Raw genomic sequence first — 22,036 nt, forward strand, 5'->3', positions numbered from 1 at the left:
TCAACGCCGGTTCAGTGCGTCGCGGATCAGCGCCGACGTGTCGGCGGGGCGAGCGTGGGCCACCATGTGTTCGCAATCCCACTCGGCCCACGTGAATGCGTCCCCGAGGTGTTGGCGCAGCGACGCGATCAGATCATCGGAGGCGTAGGCTGGGCGGGTGCGGGCAGCGCGCACCAACGTGGTCGGTGTTTCCTTGGGCGGCAACGTGACCGGGCGGGCCAACTCGCTCCAGTACGCCATCATGGCCGGGATGCTGATCCGCCATCCCACTCGCCCGTTGGGTAGCGCGACGAGGTGCTCGTCGAGTTCGCGGTCCAATTCGGCCGGTTCGACCTCACCCCACGAGCCGTTGGCCTTCTCGGCGCGGGCTTCGGCGCGGTCGGTGTAGTCGGGGGAGGCGAGCATGTTCTCGGCGATGTCGCGCATCCACGCCCCGTCGAGCCCGACGGCCGGGTCGAGCAGCACCAGCGCCGAGACGAGGTCGGGCCGGGCGACAGCGAGCTTCAACGCCAGCCCGGCGCCGAACGAGTGCCCGACCACCGCCACGGGTCCGTCGGCCTCGATGAGGGTGGTCAACGCGGCGACGTTGGCATCCATCGTCCACGGCGCCGCCCACGACGACCGGCCGTGCCCGATCAGGTCCGGTGCGACGACCGCGAACTCGGCCAGGTGCCGCGTCGCCAGCGTTTGCCACCGTTGACCGTGCCCGGTCAGGCCGTGAAGTAGCAGAACGTCGATCGGCCGCGCCGGGCCATACCGGTGCACATACAGGTCGGCGGTCACAGATGTGATGCTGCCACCAGCGCCGACCGCGATTTGTCAGACCCCCATGGTGTTATTCGGGGCATGTCCGCACCGCACACCGATCTGACACCGGCCGCGCTCGCTGAACCGGGCACGCGCGGGATGGTCCGCGTCATCGGCGGCGCGGGCACCGGTAAGAGCACGCTGCTGATCCGAACGGCCGCCGCGCACATTGCCGCCGGGTTCGATCCGGAAAGTGTTCTGCTGCTGACGGGTTCGGCCCGGCTCCGAGTCGAAACCAGGGCCGCCGTCACCGCGGCGCTGCTGGGCGCCGGTGAACGCGCGGTCGTGCGTGAACCGCTGGTGCGCACCATGCACTCCTATGCCTTCGCGGTGCTGCGGTTGGCCGCGCAGCGCAACGGCGACCCGCCGCCGCGGCTGATCACCAGCGCCGAGCAGGACGGCATCATCCGCGAACTCCTCGCCGGCGATCTCGAGGACGGCGACACGTCGGCGGTCGCCTGGCCGCCGCATCTTCGTGCGGCGCTGGGCACCACCGGATTCGCCACCGAGTTGCGCAACCTGCTGGCGCGCTGCACCGAGCGCGGCGTGGATCCCGTTGAACTGCAACGTATCGGGCGCCGTGCGCGTCGTCCCGAATGGCTGGCCGCAGGGCAGTTCGCCCAGGCCTACGAACAGATCATGTTGTTGCGCTCCGCGGTCGGGATGGCCGCGCCGCAGGCCACCATCCCCGCCCTGGGCGCGGCGGAGCTCGTCGGGGCGGCGTTGGAGGCCTTCGCCACCGACGCCGACCTGCTGGCCGGCGAACGGGCGCGGGTGAAACTGCTCCTCGTCGACGACGCGCAGCAGCTGGATCCGCAGGCCGCACGGCTGGTGCGGGTGCTGTCGGCGGGCGCTGAACTCACCGTCGTGGCAGGCGATCCCAACCAGGCGGTGTTCGGCTACCGCGGCGCAGATCCCGCCCTGCTGCGCGGCGAGGAGCCGACGATCACACTGACGCAGTCCCACCGGTGCGCACCGGCCATCGCCGATGCCATCACGGCGACCGCACGACGGCTACCCGGTGCCGACCCGGGCCGCCACCTCGAGGGCGCCGACGGACGTCCGGGCGAGCTGAGCGTGCGCATCGCCGGCTCATCACACGCCGAGTCGGCGCTGATCGCCGACGCGCTGCGCCGCGCCCACCTCGTCGACGGGCTGCCGTGGTCGCAGATGGCGGTGGTCGTGCGCTCGGTGCCGCGGCTCGGCGCCGCGCTGGCCCGCGCACTGGAGGGCGCAGGCGTACCTGTCGAGATGTCCGCAACGGGCGCACCGTTGGCCGCACAACCGGCGGTGCAGGCGCTGCTGACGGTGCTCGAGGCTACCGCACACGGGCTCGACGGCGACCAGGCGCTTGCGTTGGTGACCGGACCGATCGGCAGGGTCGATCCGGTGTCGCTGCGGCAGTTGCGGCGCAGTCTGCGCCGCGCCGACGGCAGCCAGCCTCCGCGTCCGCTCACCGAACTGCTCGTCGCGGCACTGGAACAGGGCACCGACGCGTTGCCCGACACCCTGGAGCGTTCGATGCGACGCGTGCGCGCTGTGCTGACCGCCGCGCGCCGCACGGTCGAAAAGGGCCAAGACCCGCGCTACACCCTGTGGCAGGCCTGGCACCGCTCCGGACTGCAGCGCCGATGGCTGAGCGCCAGCGAACGTGGCGGCACCGCGGGCGCGCAGGCCGACCGCGGCCTCGACGCGGTCACCGCGCTGTTCGACGTCGCCGAGCAGTACGTCAACCACACGGCGGGTGCGTCGCTGCGCGGTCTCATCGACCACGTGGCCGGCCTCGGCGCGCCGGCCGCCCCGCGTGACGAGCGCGACGTCGACGCGGTCGCCGTGCTCAGCGCACACGCTGCGCTGGGCCGCGAATGGGAGTTCGTCGTGATCGCCGGTGTACAGGAAGGGTTGTGGCCCAACACCGTTCCCCGGGGCGGGGTGCTGGCCACCCAGCAGCTGGTCGACGTCCTCGACGGTGTCGCGACCGACGAGGACCGCGGGTTGTCCACCCGGGCGCCGCTGCTGGCCGAGGAGCGCCGGCTGCTGATCGCCGCGATGGGATGCGCCCGCGACCGGTTGCTCGTCACCGCGGTCGACAGCGACAACGGCGACGACGCGACGCTGCCGTCCTCGTTCTGCCACGAACTGGCCACCATGGCCGACGACGCCGACCCGGCCGCTTTCACACCGGTCAAGGCGCCGCGGCTGTTGGCGCCGGCGGCGCTGGTCGGTCGGCTCCGAGCGGTGGTGTGTGCCCCCGACGACGCCGTCGATCACCGCGTCCGGGCCTGCGCGGCAACACAGTTGGCGCGGCTGGCCGTCGCCGGGGTGCCCGGCGCGGATCCGACGCAGTGGTACGCCATGACACCGGTGTCCTCCGACGAACCGCTGTGGCGCGGCGATGACCACACGGTCGCGCTGTCGCCGTCGACGCTGCAGATCCTCACCGATTGCCCGCTGCGCTGGATGCTCGAACGCCACGGCGGCACCGACGGCCGCGACGTGCGCTCAGCGGTCGGTTCGCTGTTGCACGCCCTGGTGGCCGACCCGGGCAAGACCGAGAGCCAGCTGCTCAACGAACTGGAAAAGGTCTGGGAGAAGCTGCCCTACGAGGCCGCCTGGCATGCCGACAACGAGCTGACCCGGCACCAGGCGATGCTGTCGACGTTTCTGCAGTGGCGGGCCCAGACACGCCGCGAGTTCACCGAGGTCGGTACCGAGGTCGACGTCGACGGGGTGGTCGCGCCCGCCGGCGACGGCGAGCCGCAGGTACGGGTACGCGGCCGGGTGGACCGCATCGAGCGCGACAGTGAAGGCCGGCTCGTGGCCGTCGACCTCAAGACCGGTAAGAGCCCGGTCACCAAGGACGACGCGCAACGGCACGCCCAGCTGGCGATGTACCAACTCGCGATCGCCGAAGGCCTACTGTCGGAGGGTGATTCACCCGGTGGTGGCCGACTTGTCTACCTCGGCAAGCCGAACGCCGCCGGTGCCACCGAACGCGAGCAGGACGCGTTGACGCCGGACACGCATGCCCAGTGGCGTGAGGCCGTGCGCCGCGCCGCCGCCCAGACCCAGGGGCCGCAGTTCGTCGCACGCGTCAACGACGGCTGCAGCCACTGCCCGGTGCGCGCGATGTGCCCGGCGCAACAGATCTCTGGAGGCCGGTCATGACGGCGCGCTACAGCCCCGCCGAACTCGCTGACCGGCTCGGCCTTTTCGCGCCGACCGAGGAACAGGCCGCCGTCATCGCCGCACCGGCGGGCCCGCTGGTCGTCATCGCCGGAGCCGGCGCGGGCAAGACCGAAACGATGGCCGCGCGGGTGGTATGGCTGGTCGCCAACGGCTATGCCAGGCCCAGCGAAGTGCTCGGGCTGACCTTCACCAGGAAAGCCGCCGCCCAACTGCTGCGCCGGGTTCGCACCCGGCTGGCCCGGCTGGCCGGAACCGGTTTGGCGCCCGACGCCGAGACGGCCGACTACCAGGAACCGGCCACCATCAGCACCTACCACGCGTTCGCAGGCAACCTTCTGCGTGAGCATGGGCTGCTGCTGCCGGTCGAGCCCGAAACCCGCCTGCTTAGCGAAACCGAAATGTGGCAGTTGGCGTTTCGCGTGGTGTGCGAGCACCCGGAGCTCGAAACCGACAAGACACCGGCGGCCATCACGTCGATGGTGCTGCGGCTGGCCGGTCAACTCGCCGAACACCTCGTCGACACCGAGCAGCTGCGCGACACCCATGTCGAGCTGGAGCGACTGGTGCACACGTTGCCCGCAGGGCCGTACCAGCGCGACCGCGGGCCCAGCCAGTGGCTGCTGCGGCTGTTGTCGACCCAGACCGAACGGACCGAGCTGGTGCCGCTCATCGATGCGCTGCACCAGCGGATGCGCGCCGAGAAGGTCATGGACTTCGGCATGCAGATGGGCGCGGCGGCCCGGCTCGCCTCGTCGTTCCCCCAAATCGGCGAGCAGCTACGGAAGCGCTACCGGGTGGTGCTGCTCGACGAGTACCAAGACACCGGCCACGCGCAGCGGGTAGCGCTGTCCTCGCTGTTCGGCGGGGGAGTCGACGACGGTCTCGCGTTGACCGCGGTGGGCGACCCCATCCAGTCGATCTACGGCTGGCGCGGCGCATCGGCGACCAACCTGCCGCGGTTCACCACCGACTTCCCGCGCGCTGACGGCACCCCCGCACCCACTTTGGAGCTGCGGACCAGCTGGCGCAACCCGCCGCGTGCGCTTTACCTGGCCAACGCCGTCTCCACGCAGGCGCGGCGCCGGTCGGTCGCGGTGCGCACCCTGCTGCCCCGCCCCGATGCGGAGCCCGGCACCATCCGCTGCGCGCTGTTGAACAACGTTGCGGCCGAACGGGAGTGGGTGGCCGACCACATCGCGCGGCGCTACCACGGCACGCATGCCGACGGCGCCGCCACGCCGACCGCCGCGGTGTTGGTGCGGCGCAACGCCGACGCCGCGCCGATGGCCGAGGCGCTCAACGCCCGCGGTGTTCCGGTCGAGGTGGTCGGGCTGGCCGGTCTACTCGACGTGCCCGAGGTCGCCGACGTGGTGGCCATGCTGCGACTGCTGGCCGAGCCAACCGCGGGCAGCGCCGCCATGCGGGTGCTCACCGGGCCGCGCTGGCGGCTGGGGGGACGTGACGTCGCGGCGCTGTGGCGACGCGCGCTCGACCTCGACGACACCGCTCGAGGCGCCGACAACGAAGCCGTCGAGCGGATCGTCGCGCAGGCCGCGTCTGACGCCGACGCCGCCTGCCTCGCCGATGCCATCTGCGATCCCGGTTCCGCGGCGGCCTATTCGACGGCCGGGTACGCCCGGATCGTGGCGCTGGGCCGCGAGTTGACCGCGCTGCGCGCGCACCTGTCGCATCCGCTGCCCGACCTGGTCGCCGAGGTGCGTCGGGTGCTCAGCGTGGATGTCGAAGCCCGTGCGGGTCAGCCGGTTTCGGCGGGGTGGTCGGGCACCGAGCACCTCGATGCGTTCGCCGACGTGGTCGCCGACTTCGCCGCCCGCCCGGCCGCAACGCTGCCTGGTCTGCTGGCGTACTTCGCCGTGGCCGCCGACGCGGAGGACGGGCTGGCACCCGCGGACGTCACCGTCGCCCAAGACCGCGTGCAAATCCTCACCGTGCACGCGGCCAAGGGGCTGGAATGGCAGGTGGTGGCGGTGCCGCATCTCAGCGGCCGGGTTTTCCCGTCGACCGGATCCGCCCGCACCTGGCTCACCGACGCCGGGGAACTGCCGCCGCTGCTGCGCGGCGACCGCGCCACCACATCGCGCCACGGTGTCCCGGTGTTGGAGACCTCCGACGTCACCGATCGGAAGAAACTGTCGGACAAGATCTTCGACCACAAAAAACTGCTCGAGCAACGTCGCACCGATGAGGAACGCCGGTTGCTGTATGTGGCGCTCACCAGGGCCGAGGACACGCTGCTGTTGTCCGGGCACCACTGGGGAGCCACCGAGAACAAGCCGCGGGGACCGTCGGAGTTCCTGCACGAACTCAAAGACGTCATCGAGCAGTCGGCCGCGGCCGGCGAGCCGTGCGGGGTGATCGAGCACTGGGCCCCGGCTCCCGCCGACGGTGAACCGAACCCGCTGCGCGACAAGGTGATCGAGGCGATATGGCCGACCGACCCGGGCGGCTCGCGGCGCGGGAACATCGACCGGGGCGCCGAGCTGGTGGCGCAGGCGATGTCGACCGGATTCGACGAAACCGCCGCAGACGCCGACGAGGGCTGGGCATCGGACGTCGACGCGCTACTGGCCGAACGTGACCGCGCGGCCGAACCACCCGCATCGCCGCCACTGCCGACGCAGATCTCGGTCAGCGCCATGGTCGAGCTCGGCCGCGACCCGGACTCGCTCACCCAGCGGCTGCGGCGACGACTTCCGACTCGACCCGATCCGCATGCGTTGCTGGGCTTAGCCTTTCACGACTGGGTCCAGCGCTTCTACCACGCCGAGCGGTTGTTCGACCTCGATGACCTGCCAGGTGCGGTCGACCACGACACCGGCGTCGCCGACGAACTCGCCGAACTACAGGCAGCGTTCGCGGTATCGCCGTGGGCCGCGCGTACCCCGCTCGACGTCGAGGTGCCGTTCGACATGGTGATCGGTGATCGGGTGGTGCGGGGCCGCATCGACGCGGTGTTCGCCGACGCTGACGGTGGTGCGACGGTGGTGGACTGGAAGACCGGTGACCCGCCCGCGACCCCGGAAGACAAGCAGCACGCGGCGATTCAGCTGGCGGTGTATCGACTCGCGTGGGCGCAGTTGCACGGCCGCCCCGTCGATTCGGTGCGTGCCGCGTTTCACTACGTGCGGACGGGAACCACCGTCGCACCCGACCCGCTGCCCGCTGCGGAGGAGTTGGCGGCGCTGCTCAAGACGCGTGCCGCCTAGGAGTTGCGGTAGATCTTGAGCGCCTGCAGCACCATCGGAATCTGCAGTGGCAGCCGGGCCAGCGCACCGATGCGCATCACCAGCGGCTTCTTCGGCTCCTGGGACCACAGCCGGACCATGTTGACGTTGGCGGGAAACACCGAGACGAACAACGCGATGGCGGCCAGCGCCCCGAGGCGACGCGTCCGGGGCGCGGCCAGCAGGGCCGCGGTGCCGAGCTCGGCGACCCCGGAGGCATAGGTGTAGAACCGCGCGCTGCCGGGCAGTTCGGCCGGGACGATCGAGTCGAACGGCTGCGGCGTCAGAAAGTGCAGGCTGCCGACACCGAGCAGCATCGCCGCCATCCGGTACGCCGGTGCCGGGTCGGCCATCTGCTGCAGCTCGGGAGGCAAAGAGGTCATGGTTACATAATGGCGTGCGCTCACTTGCAGCGGTGACCGGTTTTCATGCCTGAAGGCAGGCTGCGGCGCCGGCTCCGCAGATTCGACGACGCCCTGGCCGACCGGCCGGTGCACGCTCTCACCGACAGGGTGCAGATCCCGGCCGACCCGGTGAGCCCGGTGCGGCGTATCACCCGGCGGGTCATCTACGCCACCCTGGCGCTGTTCGCGGCGGTGTTGATCGTGTACGTGGACCGCGACGGCTACCGCGACGCCACGGGCGGGCAGCTGTCGTTCTTGGACTGCCTGTACTACGCGACGGTGTCGATGTCGACCACCGGATACGGCGACATCACCCCGGTCACGCCCGGCGCCCGGCTGGTCAACGTCCTGGTGATCACCCCGCTGCGGGTCGCGTTCCTGATCGTGCTGATCGGTACCACGGTCGAAACGCTGACCACGCAGTCGCGGCAGGTCTACCAAATACAGCGATGGAGGAACAAAGTGCGCAACCACATCGTGATCGTGGGCTACGGCACCAAAGGCAGGACCGCGGCGGCCGCGATGGTCGGCGATGAGGTGGCCCCCGCCGACATTGTCGTCGTCGACGAGAACGCGGTCGCGCTGGAACGCGCCAAGAGCGCCGGGTTGGTCACCGTGCGCGGCAACGCCACCGACTCCGAGGTGCTGCGGTTAGCCAGTGCGCAGCACGCCAAGGCGATCATCGTGGCGACCAACCGCGACGACACCGCCGTGCTGGTCACGCTCACCGCGCGTGAGCTGGCGCCGAAGGCCAAGATCATTGCCGCCGTGCGCGAAACCGACAACGAGCATCTGCTCAAGCAATCCGGTGCGGACTCCACGGTGGTGACCGCCGAAACGGCGGGACGGCTGCTCGGCGTCGCCGTGCAGACACCCAGCGTGGTCGAGATGATGGAGGACCTGCTGACCCCGGACCGCGGTTTTGCGATCGCCGAACGCGAGGTCAGCCCCAAGGAGGTCGGCGGGTCGCCGCGCCACCAGAGCGACATCGTGTTGGGCGTCGTGCGTAACAACAAGCTGGTGCGCGTCGACGAGCCGGAGGCCGATGCGCTCGAACTCGGTGACCGGCTGCTGTTCATCCGCAGCGCGGACACCGACCGATGACGTCGCGCGGGTTCCGGCTGCGCCACGTGCCGCTGTTGTCCCGGGTCGGTGCCGACCGGTCCGATGCGCTGCGCACCGACGTCGACGCCGCCATCGCCGGCTGGGCCGACGCGGCGCTGCTGCGTGTCGACCGCCGCAACCAGGTGCTGATGTCTGGCGGCAAAGTGCTGCTGGGCAACACCGCCAACCTGGGCGACAAGCCACCGGAGCACGCCGTCTTCCTCGGCAGGCTGGGCGACGACAGGCACGTGTGGGCGATCCGGGCCGCGCTGGAGCCTCCCGACGACCCCGACGTCGAAACCGAAGTGCTCGACCTGCGCAGGGGCGGGCAGATCTTCGACGACGTCAGCGCGCAGCTGCTGGCCACGGCCACCGCGCTGCTGAACTGGCACGACAGTGCCCAGTTCAGCACCGTGAACGGGGCCCCGACCAAACCGGCCAAGGCGGGCTGGTCACGGGTCGACCCGGTCAGCGGTTACGAGGAGTTTCCCCGCATCGACCCCGCGGTGATCTGTCTGGTGCACGACGACCATGACCGCGCGGTGCTGGCCAGGCAGACGATGTGGCCGGAGCGGCTGTTCTCGCTGCTGGCCGGGTTCGTCGAGGCCGGTGAGTCGTTCGAGTCGTGTGTGGTGCGCGAGATCTCCGAGGAGATCGGCTTGACCGTGACCGACGTGGAGTACCTCGGCAGCCAGCCGTGGCCGTTCCCGCGGTCGTTGATGGTCGGCTTTCATGCCGTCGGAGATCCCGAGCAGGAGTTCTCGTTCAACGACGGCGAGATCGCCGAGGCGGCCTGGTTCACCCGCGCGGAGATTCGCGAGGCGCTGGACGCCGGGGACTGGAGCAGCGACTCGTCGTCGCGGCTGCTGCTGCCCGGCTCGATCTCGATCGCCAGGGAGATCATCGAATCCTGGGCCGCCGAGGAGTGACTGCCGTCGCCCAAAGGGACAAACGGGCGGGAAAGCGCGAGTAAACCTCGCCATTTCGTCAATCTCGGCGCGGGTGCGTGGGTGCGACGGACGCGGGCGGGGGTCTGCTAGCCCGCGAGCTTGGCCTTGATGTCCTTGGCGCTGGGGTTGGTCAACGTGGACCCGTCGGGGAACTTCAGCGTCGGAACGGTCTGGTTCCCGCCGTTCACCGACGCCACGAACTGCGCCGACCCGGGATCGTTTTCGATGTCGACCTCGGTGAACTCGATGCCCTCGGAATGCAGAATCTTCTTCAGCCGAAAGCAGTAGCCACACCACGACGTGGTGTACATGGTCACCCGAGGATTGTCTGCAGCGCTCATAACGCCTTTCAACGTAGCCGATCCGCCCAACATGCCCGCCGCCGTCCCGGATTTGTCACCGCACCCTGCCAAGATGGACCGCATGTCGGTAGAGGTCGATTCGTTGCGCGTTGTCGACGACCTCGACGAGGAGCAACGCGAGGCCGTGCTCGCCGCCCGCGGTCCGGTCTGCGTGCTCGCCGGCGCGGGCACCGGCAAGACCCGCACTATCACCCGGCGCATCGCCCACCTCGTCGCGGGCGGACACGTCGCGCCCGGGCAGGTACTGGCCGTGACGTTCACCCAGCGCGCCGCGGGGGAGATGCGCAGCCGGCTGCGCGCCCTGAGCGCGGACTGGGCCGGTGTCTCCGCCGAAGCCGTGCAGGCGATGACATTTCACGCCGCGGCGCGCCGCCAGCTGTCCTACTTCTGGCCGCGAGTGGTCGGCAACACGTCGTGGCAGCTGCTCGACACCAAATTCGCCGTCGTCGCCCAGGCCGCCAACCGCGCCGGGCTGCAGACCAGCACCGACGACGTTCGCGACCTCGCCGGTGAAATCGAGTGGGCCAAAGGCTCGTTGATCAGCCCAGAGGGTTATGGCGCGGCCGTGGCCGCAGCGGGTCGCGACATTCCGTTCGACGCGGAGAAGATCGCGACCGTCTACGCCGGCTACGAGACGCTCAAAGCACGCCGCGACGGGACCGCGCTGCTGGACTTTGATGACCTGCTGCTGCACACCTCGGCTGCGATCGAGAACGACGCCGCGGTGGCCCAGGAGTTCCGCGACCGGTACCGCTGTTTCGTCGTCGACGAGTACCAGGACGTCACACCCCTGCAGCAGCGGGTCCTCGACGCCTGGCTCGGCGAACGCGACGACCTCACCGTCGTCGGCGACGCCAACCAGACCATCTACTCCTTCACCGGCGCCACCCCGCGCTACCTACTCGACTTCTCGCGGCGCTTCCCCGACGCGGCCGTCGTCCGGCTGGAACGCGACTACCGCTCCACCCCGCAGGTCGTGTCGCTGGCCAACCGGGTCATTGCCGGCGCCCGCGGCCGGATGGCCGGAAGCAAGCTGCACCTCGTCGGCCAGCGCGCCCCCGGGCCGAAGCCGACGTTCGCCGAACACCCCGATGAGCTCGCCGAGGCCGTCGCGGTGGCCAAGAGCATCAAGCGGCTCATCGAGTCGGGCACCGAACCTGCCGAGATCGCGGTGCTGTACCGGATCAACGCGCAGTCCGAGGTGTATGAGGAAGCGCTGACCGAGGCGGCAATCCCGTTCCAGGTTCGCGGCGGCGAGGGCTTTTTCAGCCGTCAGGAGATCCGCCAGGCGTTGGTGGCGCTGCAGCGCGCAGGCGAACGCGGTGTCGCAGACCAAGGACAAGAACAAGCCCCGCTGCCCGACATCGTCCGCGCCGTGCTCGAACCGCTCGGGCTCACCGCCGAACCGCCGGCCGGCACCAAGGCGCGTGACCGCTGGGAGGCGCTGACAGCGCTGGCCGAACTCGTCGACGAAGAAGTCGCCCAGCGCCCCTCGCTGGATCTGCGCACCCTGCTCACCGAACTGCGCCAGCGCGCCGACGCGCGGCACCCGCCCGTCGTCCAGGGCGTGACGTTGGCGTCGCTGCACGCCGCCAAGGGCCTGGAATGGGACGCGGTGTTTCTGGTCGGGTTGGCCGACGGCACACTGCCCATCTCGCACGCGCTGGCCCACGGTCCCGACAGCGAACCGGTCGAAGAAGAACGACGTCTGCTCTATGTCGGAATCACCCGCGCCCGTGTGCATTTGGCGCTCAGTTGGGCGCTGTCACGCAGCCCCGGGGGCCGGCAGAGCCGCAAACCGTCACGTTTCCTCAACGGCATCGCGCCGCAGTCATCGGCCGACGCGACCCCGTCCCGTCCCCGCCGGTCTCGCGGCGCAACCCCGCGCTGCCGCGTCTGCAACAGCACGCTCACTACGCCGCCGGCAATCATGTTGCGCCGCTGCGAAACCTGCGCTTCCGATATCGACGACGAGTTGTTGGGGCAGCTCAAGGATTGGCGGTCACGGGTCTCCAAGGAGATGAACATGCCCGCCTATGTGGTGTTCACCGACAACACGTTGATCGCCATCGCCGAGACGCTGCCCGCCGACAACGCGGCGCTGGTCGCGATTCCCGGGATCGGCGCACGAAAGCTCGAGCAGTACGGCCCCGACGTTCTCGCATTGGTCAAGGGCCGGAGCCGGCCGGCCGGCGACATCGGGCACGGCCAACCGTCGTAAAAATCGCGCCAAAACCGCAGGTCAAAAATTTAATTGTGCGATTCCGCTGCTACCCTTAACCTCAAGATCGCACACCTGTTGTGTAATTCATCGTGCGAGAGGAGGGTGTCGAGATCATGGCGAGCATCAACGCATTCACCGGCGTAGGCCATGTCGCGGGCGTTGCCGGCATGTCGCGGACCCTCCAGGTCGCCGTCCCCACGGCGCATCCCGCCGCCGCGCACGTCGGCGCCGCGGGTGCCGCTGCCGCTATTACGCCGCCGCGTAAGCGCCGCGCCGCCGCCGCGACTGCATCCTCCGTGGATCGGGGTCCCCTCTAGGAGAACCCTTCGATTTCGCCGAAAAGGCCACGGAACCGCAGTCCCCGGATCCGTGGCCAGTTCTATTTTCGGGAATCGCTCGAAGACCTGGTCACAGATCCATCAAGAGACAGATGCGAAACCCTCGACCAGGAAGCAGAGGACAGACATGTCGAGCCAGACATGCCGGAACAAGACGATGCTGGCGGTGCCGTGTCACATCGGCGACCCCGACCTGTGGTTCGCCGAGAACCCCGTCGACCTCGAACGCGCCAAGAAGCTGTGCGCGGATTGCCCGATCCGCCGCGAATGCCTAGCCGCCGCTCTAAAACGTCAAGAGCCGTGGGGTGTGTGGGGCGGCGAGATCTTCGAGCGCGGCACCGTCATCGCGCGCAAACGTCCGCGTGGCCGGCCCCGAAAGAACACCGAGAACAACCCGGCCGCAGCCTGAACCGCCAGTCTCGGCGGACCTAAGCGCTATTCGTCGGCAAAACCTGGAATCAGTTCGGTGGCAAGCCTTCTGGCCGGGATGCGGGCGTCCAGCTGACACGAGATCGCGACATTGGATGCGATCACCCGCATCGGAATCGCCAGCGCGGCTGGGATATCCATCTGTCGGGCGGTGCGGACCTGGGCCACCGACCGATCCATGTCGGCCATCGTCATCTTCTGTAACCACTTGCGGGTGTAGTGAAAGACCTCGACCTGAAGAGGTTCCACATAGGGCCGCAGCATCTCGTCGAGCTCTCGGGTCGACACCTGCTCACCCTTCTGGATGAACCCGATCTTCTCCATGACCGGCAGCAGGTTCTCGTAGTCCTTGGCGATGGCAAAGCGGGTGGCCATGCCGAGCTCGGGTGGGATACCGCCGGGCAGCGGGGCGACAGCGCCGAAGTCGATGACGCCCATCTTGCCCTCCGGCATCAACATGAAGTTGCCGGGATGCGCGTCGCCGTGCATGATCTCCAGCCGCCGAGGAGCGTCGTAGGTGAACTCGAAAAGCCTGGTGCCTATGGTGTCTCGTTGTTCCTGCGTGCCCTCCCTGATGATCACCGACATCGAGATGCCGTCGATCCACTCCTGGATCACCACTTTGGGCGTGCTGGCCAGGATGCGGGGCACGACGAAACGTGGATGTCCCGCATAGGCTTTCGCGAACGCACGCTGGTTGTCGGCTTCCAGCCGGTAGTCGAGTTCCATCTCCGTGCGTTCGATGAGTTCGTCGACGATGCCCTGCACGTCGGCGCCTGGCGCAAGTTGCTTGAGCACCTTGACCATCCGCTGCATACTCTTCAGGTCCGCGCGCAGCGCCTCGTCAGCGCCCGGATACTGGATCTTGACCGCGACTTCACGACCGTCGGCCCACACGGCCTTGTGTACCTGGCCGATGCTGGCCGACGCCACCGGGGTGTCGTCGAACGACGAGAACCGCTCGCGCCATTTGGTACCCAGCTGCATATCCAGCACGCGGTGCACCTTGGCGGCGGGCAGCGGCGGCGCCTCGCGCTGCAGCTTGGTCAGCGCTTCGCGGTAGGGCTTGCCGTACTGCTCGGGAACGCCGGCCTCCATCACCGACAGCATCTGACCGACCTTCATGGCGCCGCCCTTGAGCTCACCGAGAACGGTGAACAGCTGCTGGGCGGCCTTGTCCATCAGCTCGGCGTTGACCTCGTCCTTGGACCTGCCGGTCAACCTCTTGCCGAAGCCGAGCGCGGCCCGGCTCGCCATGCCGACGGGAAGGCTCGCCAGCTTCGCGTTGCGAGCCGCACGGCCCCGTTTGATGTCACTCACCAGACCATCATCCCTGACGGCGATGGGCGCACGGCAACAAGTTGGCATCAAGCGTTTTCAACATGAGCATCGCGGATGCCGTGACCAGCGGCGCGTGACCACCGAACCCACGTTCACGTCGAACTCCAGCGTCGTGTCCAGGGTCGGCAACGGCTCGTCTGTGCTGCGTTCCTCGCGGACCGCGCGGATGACGCGGTCGACCTGGTTGAGCGCCAGCGCCGCGGTCGCCAGGACGGTGGCCCGGTCCGCGGTGCCGACGGTGTCGCGCAGCTGGGCCGCGACGGCCGGCCAGGCGGCATCGCGGTCGCTGCGGTGCAGGTCAGCACATCCCAAACAGCTTGTCACGCCGGGGATCACCAGCGGTCCGACCAGGCCGGCGCCGTCGCGCACCCGCACCGGCAGGTGCGCGATCCCGGCGTCGTGCAGATCGCGCACCACCCGCGGGTCGACCACCAGGTAATCGGACAGCACCGCCAGATCGGTCGGTTCGGACGGCGCGCCGGCGGTGTTGCGGGTGCTGTGGGTGACCCGGGCGCCCGAGCAGCGCAGCGCGCTGGAAAGCAGGTCCGAAAGGGGTCCGCTGCCGTGGATACGCACCGACGCTGCGCGGGTGCGTCGGCGCGCCGTGCTGATCAGAACGCCGGCGTCGACCAACGACGTGAGCAGGTCGGCGATCTCGGTCGGTTCCACACCGTCAGCGAGCCGCTGGACCTCATCCAGAGTGGCGCCCGACTGCAGCCGCCGCAGCAGTTCGGCCAGCGCGGTGGGGCTCATTCCCGATGGTGGCCGCACCACGACCGCGCGGCGCGGATCCCAGCCCACCTGCACGACGCCGTCGGGTCGCAGCAAGACCGGCGTCGTCGGGTTGAGCGCGTAGGCCCGCATAGCGACGGACTTTGCCACAGCGGGCGTCAAAACCCCCGCGGGTTATCCACAGGCTCAGCTGGTGGGGTGGTCGCCGTCGTCCTCGGAGCGCTTTTCCAGATCGGCGATCGCTTCCGCGATGGCGCTGTCCATTCCGCTGGTGTCGCCGCCGATCATCCGGTCGATGAAACCTGCGGGTTCGTCGAGGTCCTCGGCGGTGGGCAGCAGGTCGGGGTGCTGCCACACGGCGTCGCGCGCGTCGGCGCCGACGGCCTCGGCCAGCCGCTGCCACAACGTCGCGGCCTCCCGCAGCTTGCGGGGACGCAATTCCAGCCCGACCAGGGTGGCAAAGGTCTGCTCGGCCGGACCGCCCGTGGCGCGCCGCCGGCGCAGCATCTCCGAGAGCGCAGATGTGCCGGGGAGCCGGTCGCGCAACGCGTCGGCGACGACGGTCTCCACCCAGCCCTCGATCAACGCCAGCAGCGTTTCCAGCCGGCTCAGGGCTGCCGTCTGCTCCGGCGTCGCCTTCGGCTCGAAGATGCCCTGGTTCAGCAGCTGCTCGAGCTGCGCGGGGTCGGCCAGCGATGCCGGGTTGAAGCCCTGCGCGAGCTCCTCGATCCCGGTCATGTCGATCTTCATGCCCTTGGCGAACGCTTCGACGGTGTTGAGCAGCTGGCTGGATAACCACGGCACATGGCTGAACAGGCGGTGGTGCGCGGCTTCCCGCGCGGCCAGAAACGTCATGACCTCGCTGCGCGACTGTTCGAGGCCCTCGGTCAGCGACTCGACCGCATCCGGCATCAGCGCCGCGACGCCCTTGGGGCCGAGCGGAAGCCCGATGTCGGTGGAGGTCAACACTTCTCGGGAGAGCTTGCCCAGCGCCTGGCCCAGCTGGGAACCGAACGCCATGCCGCCCATCTGCGCCATCATCGACAGCAGCGGACCGGCCATGCTCCTGGCTTCTTCGGGTAACGCCGAAGCCCACACCGTGGAGATCTGTTCGGCAACCGGGTCGCACAGCCGTTTCCACGTCTCCAGCGTGTTGTCGAGCCAGTCGCTGGGTGTCCACGCCACGGCCTTGGTGGCGCCTGCGGGCAGCGCGGTCGCGCCGTCGAGCCAGGTGTCGGCGAGGTGCACGGAGTCGCGCACGGCTGCGCTGGTCGATTCGGGGATCGGTGCGACGAACCCGATCTGGTTGGTGGCCAGCTGACGGGCCAGGTCGTAGTTCACCGGACCGGACGTCTTGCCGCCGGCCATCGCGCCGCCTGCACCGCTGAACATCTCGCCGAGCCGGCTGAAGATCTGGCCGAGCTGTGACATGTCGAACTCGGACCCGCCGAACCCGAACGGATCGCCCGAACCGGCGTCCGGGTCGTTCTTGCGCTTGTCGCGCTCCGGGTCGTCGCCGGCCGAGTCACCGGCAGAGAAGCCAAAAGGCGGGTCAGCCATGCCCTCAACCGTACTCACCAGCGTCGCGCTCTGTCGTTGGGCAGGTCACGCGCTCAGCGAACACCCCGCGACGACGGTCGCGGTCCGGGGTGCTCACCGGGCAACCTTTAGATTGGGCGACGTGAACAGGCGGATTCTGACGTTGCTGGTCGCCCTCGTCCCGATCCTGGTGTTCGGGGTGCTGGTGTCGCTGGTGGTCGTGCCCTTCGTGTCGCTGGGGCCGGGGCCGACGTTCAACACGCTCGGCGAGGTCGACGGGGAGCCGGTCGTGCAGATCGAAGGCGCCGACGTGTACCCGACCTCGGGACAGCTGAACATGACCACCGTCTCCCAACGCGACGGGCTGAGCCTCGGTCAGGCGCTGGTGCTGTGGCTGTCGGGGCGCGAACAACTTCTGCCCCGCGAACTGGTCTATCCCCCCGGCAAAACGCGCGAGGAGATCAACGAAGCCAACACCACCGACTTTCGCCGCTCCGAGCGCAGTGCCGAATACGCCGCGCTGCTCTACATGGATTACCCGATGGCCGTCACGGTGGAGAACGTCAACGACCCCGGCCCGTCGGCAGGCAAGCTTGAAGACGGCGACGCGATCGACGGGGTCAACGGTGAGCCGGTGGCCAACCTCGAGGAGTTCCAGGCGCTGATCAAAGAGACCAGACCCGGTGACACCGTCGTGCTGGACTACCGGCGCAAGGACGGCCCACCCGGCGAGGCCACCATCACGATGGGTGAGCACCCCGAAGGCGAGCAGGGCTACCTGGGCATCGGCGTGCTCGACGCGCCGTGGGCGCCGTTTTCCATCGACTTCAACCTGGCCAACATCGGCGGACCGTCGGCCGGGCTGATCTTCAGCCTCGCCGTCGTCGACAAGCTCACCCCGGGAGATCTCAGCGACGGCCAATTCGTCGCCGGGACGGGCACGATCACCGGCGACGGCCACGTCGGGGCGATCGGCGGCATCACGCACAAAATGCTGGCCGCCCGGGAATCGGGTGCGACGGTGTTTCTGGTGCCCGCCGAGAACTGCGCGGAGGCCAAATCGGCACCCCAGGAGGGCCTGGAACTGGTCAAGGTGGACACCCTCACGACGGCAGTGGATGCCTTGGAGGCACTTTCCGCTGATGGCGAACGTCCCCACTGCTGAATCGTGCGCGCGCAGCGCATGCGTACAGTTGTTCTGACGTCGGGTGGCGACGTGTGAGATCGGCAAGACTGGAGTTTGACGAGTGGGTATGCGGCCCGCGGCAAGGATGCCCGCGCTGACACGACGTAGCCGGATTCTCATCGCGATCGGCGTGGTGGTGGTGCTGCTATTGCTGATCGGGCCACGGTTGATCGACACCTATATCGATTGGCTCTGGTTCGGTGAACTGGGCTACCGCTCGGTGTTCACCACGGTGCTGTTCACCCAGTTCATCTTGTTCCTGGTTGTGACGCTGCTGATCGGGGCGATCGTGTTCGCCGGGCTGGCGCTGGCGTATCGCACCCGGCCGGTGTTCGTTCCGACCGACGGCCCCAACGACCCGGTGGCCCGGTACCGCACCGCGGTGATGACCCGGCTGAAGCTCGTCGGCATCGGCGTGCCCGCGCTCATCGGCGTGTTCGCCGGGCTCTTCGCGCTGGGGCAGTGGGAGACTGTGCAGCTGTTCCTGCACGGCGGTGACTTCGGTGTCACCGATCCGCAGTTCGGCAAGGATCTGGGCTTCTACGCGTTCGACCTGCCGTTCTACCGGCTCGTGCTGAACTATCTGTTCGTCGCGGCGTTCCTGGCGTTCATCGCCAACCTGTTGGGCCACTACCTGTTCGGCGGTATCCGGCTATCCGGTCGCACCGGCGCGCTCAGCCGCTCGGCCCGCATCCAGCTCATCTCGCTGGTGGGCATCCTGATGCTGCTGAAGGCCCTGGCGTACTGGATCGACCGCTACGAGCTGTTGAGCCACACCCGCGCCGGTAAACCGTTCACCGGAGCCGGGTACACCGACATCAACGCGGTGCTGCCGGCCAAGCTGATCCTGATGGCGATCGCGGTGATCTGTGCCGCGGCGGTGTTCTCCGCGATCGTGCTGCGCGACTTGCGCATTCCGGCCATCGGTGTGGTGCTGTTGCTGCTGTCCTCGCTGATCGTCGGGGCCGGCTGGCCACTGATCGTCGAGCAGTTCAGCGTCAAACCCAATGCGGCGCAGAAGGAAAGCGAATACATCGGCCGAAGTATCGCCGCCACCAGACAGGCGTACGGTCTGACCGACGAGGTGGTCACCTACCGCAGCTACAGCGGCGACGCGCCGGCGACGGCTCAGCAGGTGGCCGCCGACCGGGCCACCACATCCAACATCCGGCTGTTGGACCCGACCATCGTCAGCCCGGCCTTCACCCAGTTCCAGCAGGGTAAGAACTTCTACTTCTTCCCCGATCAGTTGGCGATGGACCGCTACACCGGGCCCGACGGCAACCTGCGGGACTATGTGGTCGCCGCCCGGGAGCTCAACCCCGACCGGCTGATCGACAACCAGCGCGACTGGATCAACCGCCACTCGGTGTACACCCACGGCAACGGCTTCATCGCCTCACCTGCCAACACCGTGCGCGGCATCGCCAACGACCCCAACCAGAACGGCGGCTATCCGGAGTTCCTCGTCAACGCGGTCGGCCCGGACGGCATCATCAACCAGGGCCCTGCGCCGCTGGAGCAGCCGCGTATCTACTACGGCCCGGTGATCGCCAACACCCCGGCCGATTACGCGATCGTCGGGGAGAACGGCCCGCCAAGGGAGTACGACTTCGAGACCAGCACCGAGACGCGCAATTACACCTACACCGGCAGCGGCGGCGTTCCGGTGGGGAACTGGCTGGCCCGGTCGCTGTTCGCCGCCAAGTTCGCTGAACGGAACTTCTTGTTCTCCAACGTGATCGGTGAGAACAGCAAGATTCTGTTCAACCGCGACCCCGCCGACCGGGTGGAGGCGGTCGCCCCGTGGTTGACCACCGACACCACCGTGTACCCGGCGATCGTCAACGAGCGCATGGTGTGGATCGTGGACGGCTACACCACCCTGGACAACTATCCGTATTCGGAGTCCACGGTGTTGTCCAGCGCCACCGCGGATTCCAACGAGGTGGCCTTCAACCGGTTGCCACCCGACAAGCAGGTGTCCTACATCCGCAACTCGGTCAAGGCGACCGTCGATGCCTACGACGGCACCGTCACGTTGTACGCCCAAAACGAGCAGGACCCGGTGCTGCAGGCGTGGATGAAGGTCTTCCCGGACACGGTGAAGCCCAAGAGCGAGATTTCCGACGAGCTGCGCCAGCACCTGCGGTACCCCGAAGATCTTTTCAAGGTGCAGCGCGCGTTGCTGGCCAAGTACCACGTCGACGACCCGGTGACGTTCTTCTCGACGTCGGACTTCTGGGACGTCCCGCTGGACCCGAACCCGACCGCCAGCAGCTTCCAGCCGCCGTACTACATCGTGGCCAGAGACCTTGCGGCCAATGACAGTTCGGCGTCGTTCCAGCTCACGACCGCGATGAACCGGTTCCGCCGCGACTTCCTCGCCGCCTATATCAGCGCGAGCTCTGACCCCGAGACCTACGGCAAGCTGACGGTGCTCACCGTTCCGGGTCAGGTCAACGGTCCGAAGCTGGCGTTCAACGCGATCAGCACCGACACAGCGGTCAGCCAGGACCTCGGCGTCATCGGACGCGACAACCAGAACCGCATCCGGTGGGGCAACCTGCTCACGCTGCCGCTGGTTCAGGGCGGGTTGCTCTACGTGGCGCCGGTGTACGCCTCGCCGGGCAGCAGCGATGCGGCGTCGACGTATCCCCGCCTCATCCGGGTCGCGATGATGTACAACGACAAGGTCGGATACGGCCCCACGGTGCGCGACGCGCTCACCGAACTGTTCGGACCGGGCGCCGACGCCACCGCGACGGGGCCTGCGCCGATGCCCGGTAGTAGTGCGCCCCCGGCAGCGACGCCCACCGACGGTGAGCCGCAGGCCGCGCAGCCTCCGGCCAACGCCAACCAACAGGGCCGGGCGCCGGAAGCCCCAGCGCCCACCTCGCCGCCGGCGGCGGCGTCGCCGGGCGTGCCCACCCAACTGTCGTCGGCCAAAGCTGCTGCGCTGCAAGAGGTCAACGAGGCGTTGGATGCGCTGCGTCAAGCGCAGTCAGGCGGTGACTTCGGTGACTTCGGTGAGGCGCTGCAGCGCCTCGACGACGCGGTGAACAAATACCAGAGCACCAGCTAGCAACCCTTTCGGGGCGAGCGTGCGCGTTTGCGCCGGACGCGCCGCTTGGATTCAGCCGTGAGCGGATTCACCCGCTGCGGTGACCGCACGATTTGGAAGTGCACCCGCGCCTTGGGTAGCCTTGCGGTTACCCGACGCGGGGTGGAGCAGCTCGGTAGCTCGCTGGGCTCATAACCCAGAGGTCGCAGGTTCGAATCCTGTCCCCGCTACCAGCGGAAATGACCCCAGAGGTGTGACCTCTGGGGTCATTTTCATGCCGTTTGTGAACGGATTTGTGAACATCGGCGTTTGCTGATGCTTCTAAGCGCTCTCGAATCTTCCTGGTAGCGGCCGACACGGGCTGAGTTTGGGCAACCGACCGGGGTTGCTACATCGGCGGAGAAAGTCCTCGGAAGCTGTCAATGGCGACGAATGATCCTGTGATCGCTGGGTCGCCTGCCCTGCTGGCCGGCGACGCTTATCGGACCAGTTTCTGGGGTCTGGGGAAGCCCAGTTTGGTGTAGCCGGGTGCGCGTTTTCGTAGTGATGAGGCGATTACTGGGGTGAGTTCGTCGTGATAGTCGTGCACGGTCGCGGTGGTCTTGGTGGGGCGGGGTCGGATGATGCGCCCGACGTATTGGACGAGTCGGTTCTTGAAGGTGATTGGGGCGCGAGGAAAGCGTGTCCAGTGCAGGGCAGTCGAATCCCTCGCCGATGAACGAACTGGTGCCGACGATTAGCAAGGGCTCGGTATCGGCGGCGTGGTTGGCGAGTTGTTCGGACACCTCGCGGCGTTGGCGTGCCTTCAGTTGGCCGCTCGGCACGACGACTGACTTACCAGCATCGCGGAGTCGATCGGCAATCTCGTTGAGGTGTCGACCCACGTGGTGAGAACGAGGATGTTTGGCACCGTCAGTGTGAGCGGCAAGGACGTCGGCAACGATCTGTGTGAGCCGAGCTTCATCGGCGATCAGTGCTCGGTAGATCTCGGCCATTCCGCCCGGGCGCTCGGATCGGCCTTCCCGGTGTAGCGGAACTCGGTGGGATGAACGTGTAGGACGGGGTGCGGTGCGAGCAGGTCGTTATCTGCTGAGGGAGCTGGCCGGCGGCAGGGGCTTCGAG

At 68.4% G+C, this 22,036-nt stretch carries 15 protein-coding genes and 1 tRNA gene; 10 read left to right on the plus strand and 6 right to left on the minus strand.

Going from position 1 to position 22,036, the window contains the following annotated elements; translation table 11 throughout:
* A complete protein-coding gene (locus tag ABQE44_RS06145; RefSeq protein WP_448428737.1) occupies positions 1-783 on the minus strand; it encodes an alpha/beta fold hydrolase in 783 nt (260 codons plus the stop codon).
* Between the two features lie 63 nt (positions 784-846).
* On the opposite strand from ABQE44_RS06145, the gene ABQE44_RS06150 reads away from it, so the two are divergent.
* Entirely contained in the window at positions 847-3,975 is a 3,129-nt protein-coding gene (locus ABQE44_RS06150; protein WP_448428739.1) for an ATP-dependent helicase, read from the plus strand.
* A complete protein-coding gene (locus tag ABQE44_RS06155; RefSeq protein ID WP_448428741.1) occupies positions 3,972-7,223 on the plus strand; it encodes an ATP-dependent helicase in 3,252 nt (1,083 codons plus the stop codon). Before ABQE44_RS06150 ends, ABQE44_RS06155 begins: the two co-directional genes overlap by 4 nt.
* Here ABQE44_RS06155 and ABQE44_RS06160 read toward each other — a convergent pair.
* Positions 7,220-7,624, minus strand: a complete 405-nt coding sequence (locus ABQE44_RS06160) for a DoxX family protein (RefSeq protein WP_448395053.1) — start codon at positions 7,622-7,624, stop codon at positions 7,220-7,222. The two genes, ABQE44_RS06155 and ABQE44_RS06160, sit on opposite strands and share 4 nt — an antisense overlap.
* A gap of 45 nt (positions 7,625-7,669) precedes the next feature.
* Here ABQE44_RS06160 and ABQE44_RS06165 point away from each other — a divergent pair, with 45 nt between their 5' ends.
* Together ABQE44_RS06165 and nudC are read left to right on the plus strand one after the other, a co-directional pair.
* Positions 7,670-8,749 (plus strand): potassium channel family protein, encoded by a 1,080-nt coding sequence (locus ABQE44_RS06165; protein ID WP_448395054.1) that lies wholly within the window; start codon positions 7,670-7,672, stop codon positions 8,747-8,749.
* A complete protein-coding gene (nudC, locus tag ABQE44_RS06170) occupies positions 8,746-9,678 on the plus strand; it encodes an NAD(+) diphosphatase (RefSeq protein ID WP_448428743.1) in 933 nt (310 codons plus the stop codon). The genes ABQE44_RS06165 and nudC overlap by 4 nt, the downstream gene beginning before the upstream one ends.
* A 107-nt stretch (positions 9,679-9,785) precedes the next feature.
* On the opposite strand, the gene ABQE44_RS06175 is transcribed toward nudC, so the two are convergent.
* Positions 9,786-10,040: a mycoredoxin gene (locus ABQE44_RS06175; protein WP_448395056.1), complete on the minus strand. Its 255-nt coding sequence runs from the start codon at positions 10,038-10,040 to the stop codon at positions 9,786-9,788.
* Positions 10,041-10,122: 82 nt separating this feature from the next.
* Between ABQE44_RS06175 and ABQE44_RS06180 the strand changes: the two genes are divergently transcribed.
* Both ABQE44_RS06180 and ABQE44_RS06185 read left to right on the plus strand, forming a co-directional pair.
* The gene (locus tag ABQE44_RS06180) at positions 10,123-12,282 is read left to right on the plus strand and encodes an ATP-dependent DNA helicase UvrD2 (protein ID WP_448428745.1); all 2,160 of its coding nucleotides are present in this window, start codon (positions 10,123-10,125) and stop codon (positions 12,280-12,282) included.
* Between the two features lie 468 nt (positions 12,283-12,750).
* Complete coding sequence (locus tag ABQE44_RS06185; protein WP_448395058.1) at positions 12,751-13,032, plus strand: WhiB family transcriptional regulator; 282 nt, start codon at positions 12,751-12,753, stop codon at positions 13,030-13,032.
* Positions 13,033-13,058: 26 nt separating this feature from the next.
* Here ABQE44_RS06185 and ABQE44_RS06190 read toward each other — a convergent pair whose 3' ends face one another.
* Genes ABQE44_RS06190 through ABQE44_RS06200 form a run of 3 tightly spaced genes read right to left on the minus strand, consistent with a single transcriptional unit; the run spans position 13,059 to position 16,685 of the window.
* The gene (locus ABQE44_RS06190; RefSeq protein WP_448395059.1) at positions 13,059-14,420 is read right to left on the minus strand and encodes a macrolide-binding ATPase MABP-1; all 1,362 of its coding nucleotides are present in this window, start codon (positions 14,418-14,420) and stop codon (positions 13,059-13,061) included.
* A gap of 9 nt (positions 14,421-14,429) precedes the next feature.
* Positions 14,430-15,257, minus strand: a complete 828-nt coding sequence (locus ABQE44_RS06195) for a cyclodehydratase (protein WP_448395060.1) — start codon at positions 15,255-15,257, stop codon at positions 14,430-14,432.
* A gap of 54 nt (positions 15,258-15,311) precedes the next feature.
* Positions 15,312-16,685, minus strand: coding sequence for a zinc-dependent metalloprotease (locus tag ABQE44_RS06200; RefSeq protein WP_448395061.1), 1,374 nt, complete (start codon positions 16,683-16,685; stop codon positions 15,312-15,314).
* Between the two features lie 121 nt (positions 16,686-16,806).
* On the opposite strand from ABQE44_RS06200, the gene ABQE44_RS06205 reads away from it, so the two are divergent.
* From ABQE44_RS06205 to ABQE44_RS06220, 4 genes are all read left to right on the plus strand, one after another.
* Positions 16,807-17,829, plus strand: a complete 1,023-nt coding sequence (locus ABQE44_RS06205; protein WP_448395062.1) for a YlbL family protein — start codon at positions 16,807-16,809, stop codon at positions 17,827-17,829.
* Positions 17,830-17,911: 82 nt separating this feature from the next.
* Positions 17,912-20,935 carry a UPF0182 family protein gene (locus ABQE44_RS06210; RefSeq protein WP_448395063.1) on the plus strand — a complete coding sequence of 1,008 codons (3,024 nt, stop codon included), beginning with the start codon at positions 17,912-17,914 and terminating at the stop codon, positions 20,933-20,935.
* Between the two features lie 135 nt (positions 20,936-21,070).
* Positions 21,071-21,147: transfer RNA gene (locus tag ABQE44_RS06215), tRNA-Met, on the plus strand.
* Positions 21,148-21,813: 666 nt separating this feature from the next.
* Positions 21,814-21,945, plus strand: a complete 132-nt coding sequence (locus tag ABQE44_RS06220; RefSeq protein ID WP_448395064.1) for a hypothetical protein — start codon at positions 21,814-21,816, stop codon at positions 21,943-21,945.
* The last annotated feature ends 91 nt before the right edge of the window (positions 21,946-22,036 follow it).

Source organism: Mycolicibacterium sp. XJ2546 (assembly GCF_053483195.1).